Source organism: Thermoanaerobaculia bacterium, from assembly GCA_035717485.1.
Classification (GTDB): Bacteria; Acidobacteriota; Thermoanaerobaculia; order UBA5066; family DATFVB01; genus DATFVB01.
In genome coordinates this window covers 1-4209 of record DASTIQ010000319.1, presented here as the reverse complement: position 1 = coordinate 4209, position 4209 = coordinate 1, and the positions used below count along the sequence as shown (strand labels likewise).

4 protein-coding genes are annotated in these 4209 nt (G+C 67.8%); all 4 read right to left on the bottom strand.

What is annotated here, in order from left to right:
- The coding region (locus tag VFS34_16780) for a hypothetical protein (protein HET9796106.1) at positions 1-1367 on the bottom strand (1367 nt) is incomplete at its 3' end.
- Between the two features lie 126 nt (positions 1368-1493).
- Positions 1494-2195, bottom strand: coding sequence for a YIP1 family protein (locus VFS34_16775; GenBank protein ID HET9796105.1), 702 nt, complete (start codon positions 2193-2195; stop codon positions 1494-1496).
- A gap of 92 nt (positions 2196-2287) precedes the next feature.
- The gene (locus VFS34_16770; protein ID HET9796104.1) at positions 2288-3415 is read right to left on the bottom strand and encodes a DUF4388 domain-containing protein; all 1128 of its coding nucleotides are present in this window, start codon (positions 3413-3415) and stop codon (positions 2288-2290) included.
- Positions 3416-3550: 135 nt separating this feature from the next.
- The gene (locus VFS34_16765; GenBank protein ID HET9796103.1) at positions 3551-3880 is read right to left on the bottom strand and encodes a hypothetical protein; all 330 of its coding nucleotides are present in this window, start codon (positions 3878-3880) and stop codon (positions 3551-3553) included.
- Positions 3881-4209: the final 329 nt, after the last annotated feature.

Below are 4209 nucleotides of genomic sequence, written 5' to 3'. Positions count from 1 at the left end.
AATCGCTCGTTGTAGAAGTCCACGACGTCGTGGAGCGTTGGCGCCGACCCGTTGTGAAAATACGGCGCCCTCGCCGCGAGCCCGCGAAGGATCGGCCCCTTGAAGCGCCCGATGTCCTTCCACCGTCCCGTGATGAGCGCTCGACCGGGATCGGTCGTCCGGATCGTTTCGCCGGTCACGTTGTTCCTCAGGGTGTAGAGCGGCATGTCGGGAGTTCGGCGCGATTCGTCGGTCAGCCCGATGTCGAGCGGCGCCGGGATCGAGTGGTCTCCGACGTTCGGGGAGTCGTGACACGTGCCGCACGTCCCCGGGATCGTGGGGACGCCGAGCTCGTCGTTGAGCCCCTTCACGCCCTGGATGTCGATCCGCCGGCTGTTGAACAGGAGCTGTCCCCGGGCGACGGCCGCTCGCGTCGTGTTTCGGCTGACATCCTGTCCCAGGGCGAGCCCTCCCGCGTTCGCCCAGGCGTCGAACGTATCGAAGATGACCGGCGTGAAGGGCGTTCCGTCGGGGTTGTTCCCGAGGGGATCGTTGATGCCGATGAAGAACTCCTGCTGCGAAAGAGCCTTCGGGCCGCCCAGGGCCCCCCTTCCGTTCAGATCTCCCGCCTCCGCGTCCCAGACCTGTGCCGTATAGAGGGAGGTTTCGAAGGCGACGATCGCTTCCTGCTGTTCCGTCGTCAACGGAACGGCTGCCTGAGCGTGCCCGAGCGTCGCTCCGTTGGCCTGGTCCATGAGATCGAACGTGATCGACTTCCCGGGAAACGTTTCGCGGCCGTCGAACATGACCGTGCTCAGGAACGGCAGGTTCGTCGAGGGCAGCGGCCGCCGGAAGAGCGAGAGCTCGCTCGCGCTCGCAAAGCCATAGGGATCGTCGACGGCGACGAGCGTGAACTCAGCGCCGGGCCCGGTGGGGATACCGATTCCGACACGGATGAGCCCCTTGGTCAGGAGCATGGCGTACGCTTCGCGCCGGGCATCGACGGTCGAGACGTCGGCGAAGGGCGAGGTGGATCCGTCGTTGGTCCGAAAGAGGGGATCCAGACCGTCCGTCGCGTCGAAGCGCCGGCGGACTTCCGCGGGTGAAAGCGTCCAGCCGGTCGACGGCTGATGGCAGGTGACGCAGGCTCGGCCATTCGTGCCGAGGCTCTGGAAGAAGGGGTTGCTCTTGTCCACGGGTCCGAGCGTCGAGAAGGTCTGGACCGCGCCCGTATCGTCCATGAAAGGCTGCAGCGGGTTGCGGGAGCCCGAGTCCTGCCCGACATCCGCCGAGGCCATCCAGCCGATCGAGCCGAGAACGGCGATGAGGATGCTGCACCCGCCGACGGCCTTCCAGCGGGAGTCGATCAGAAAACCTTGGCGTTTCATGCCTTCCTCCCGGCAGTGGGCCCCTCGTGCGGCGGCACTGTCAAATCTCCTTGACAGCATACGTGCGAAAAGGTCACCCGTTGTCTCAGGGTCGCCTCCCGCGGAGGAACACGCCGCCGAGCCGGCCTACAACGAGTACGAGCCGGAGCGGTGTGTAGCCAGGATCAGCCCGAACACCACGATCGCGCACAGCACGACCAGGCCCATCACCAGGGCGATCGGCACCAGGACGGCCGCGAGCGCGCGGCCCGTCGTCGTCCGGTGCAGGCGAACGATCCCCTTCACGGCGAGGACGATCCACCAGACGAACGCGATGAGGCCGCCGAATAACGGGATCACCTGCGCGAGACTCGAAACCGCGGAATAGGACACGACCCGGAACGAGCCCTCGAACCCCGACGCGGACCCGCGCGCGGCGCCGACGATCAGGACGAAGAGATGCAGGATCGCGGCGCAGACGAACAATCCGATCAGGATCGTGAAGGCGGCGACGAACGGCCAGACGATGATCGCGCACCCCCCGGGACGCCTCATTGCCCACCAGGGCGCGCCTCCCCACCGGCGGAATGCGGCCGCCGGAAACATCCGCATCCAGGCCGAGCCGAAGATCCACCGATAGACGAACGACATCGCGGCCCCGAGGAACGAAATGATCAACCCGAAGAGGAGCGGCGACTCGAGGCCTCCGCGCTCCGGCGTGATTCGCCACGCCTCGTCGGGCCGGGTCACGAAGAGCTTGACCGTATCGACGAACGCCGTGACGGGATCGGCGCGGCGTCGCTCCCAGGGAAGCAGGTCGGCGGCGGATTCGGGGGGAAGAGAGGACATGGAAACCTCCTTCTCCGGTTTCGGGAATTATGCCACCGCGACCGGACGGTTCGCGGCGGCGAACTTCGGCCCGCCCCGACCGCTCCCGCCCTTCAGGCGCGGGGGTGCGGAAGGAACCGGATCACCCCGGCGTCGAGCAGTCTCTTCAACGATCGGAGCGCGTCCATCTCGGCGAGCGCCGACATCCGGATGACCTCCGCGACGGTGCCGTGGCCGTCGACGCGCGAGAGGACGAAACCGTCGATGGGGGTGAGCTTCAGTCGCTCGGCCGCCTCTTCGCCGATCGCGACGATCGGCACGTCCTCCGGGCGGAACGCGGTTTCATAGAGGTTCTGCTTGTAGCGGACGCGCGCGCGCGGAAGGGCTTCCGCGAGCCCCGGGATCTCCCAGTGGAGCGCGTCGAGCGCCTCGAGGATCTGCACCGCAGTTCCCCAGTCCCCCCGTTTCTCGGCGGCCGCGGCCTCCGCGAAATTCTCCTCGAGCCGCTGCCGGCGCGGGATCGCCGCGGACACGTCGCTGGTCCGGGCGAGGCCGGTCCGGGCGAGCTCCGACACCGCCTCGATCACCGAGTATTCCGAGAACGGCAGCTCGCGGCAGAGCCGGCCGATCGTCCGCTGGCCGTCGAGGAGCGGGAGGACGATCCGCGCGACGCGCGGGTTCTCGTATTCGCCGGCGGCCGAAAACGACGCGTCGGTGGCCTCGAGGATCGAATCGCGATGGAAGCGGATGCGGAGCGAGTTCCAGGCGCCGGCGCGCCGGAGGCCTTCGAGAGCGACGCCGATCGGATCGATCGAAAGCTCGACCATCTTGCGGGGGGGCACCGGCTTCGGGTCGTATTCGAAGGTCCCCTCGTCCCAGAGGAACACGTCGCAGACGTTGTCCGTCGTCTTCTCGGTCAACGTGGTCACGGCGTCGTCGCGCGTGAGCTTCTCGACCATCACGAGGATCTGCCCGACCATGACGCCGGTCTCCCTCTGGATCTGGAGCGAGCGGTTGACGTCCTCTTCGCTGCAGTACCCGAGCCGCACGAGGTAGTTCCCGTAGTGATCGCGGGAATCGTTGGACGCGCAGGCGGAGATCGTTCCGTTTTCGAGACAGATGCGGCGCTCGGTCCCCTCGCGGGGATGGCGGACCGTGATGACGCCGTTCCGGCGGGCCGCTCGGGCCCACTGGATGAGGTCCGCCATCGGCATGCTTTCGAACGTGCCGGAGAGGGACAAAGAGAGCCTCCGAACTGCCGCCGGCATTGTACGCTCGGACGGAGCCGAGGCGGCCGATCCGGTGGAGGGAATCGCCGGCGCGGCTCGCGGGCGGAACGCGGACTCGAACTCGGGAACCGCCGGGATCCGGCGGGATCAACGACGCGGGGAGGCGCTCCCGCTCTTGACCCACGCGGCGCACGCCGCCGCGGTCTTCCCGACGTCGGCCCGCACGTCGCGGTCGCGTTTCATCTCCGCTTCGAGCCATTCGACGTCGCGCCAGAGCGTCGACGGGTCGCGGTTGACCTCCCTCGCGACCCGCGCGATCGGAACGGCCGCGACCTCGCGGCCCAGGTAGCCGGCGACCGCCCGCACGCGCGAGAGGCTGCGCAGGCGCGACGGTCCCCTGACTTCCGAGAGGCTCGCCTTCATCCGCTGGGCGGTCCAGGCGACGAGAGCGCGGGCGTGCGCGTTGCGCGAAGCCATCGCGTTCGAATCCGGGTGGCGGGCCGCCGAACTCTCTCTTCTGGCGCTCGATCGTCGAATCATCCGCGAACAATACACGAAACGGGCGCCGTTGCAAGGTGTATGGCCCCCGGCGAGCCGGATGTCCGAACGCCGATTCCCGGTCCGGCGGATCGCGGAACGGAAAATTTCGCGGGGCACAAATATTGCATGAATTCCGGTCGATCCGGAGACCCAGACCATGAAATCCCACGAAGCCAAAACCCGACGCGGGGACTTGCGCCCGTCGCGGCTCGCTTCCCATCCGGCCCTCGCGGCCGGCGTGGAAAAAATCGAGCCACCCCCAGGCT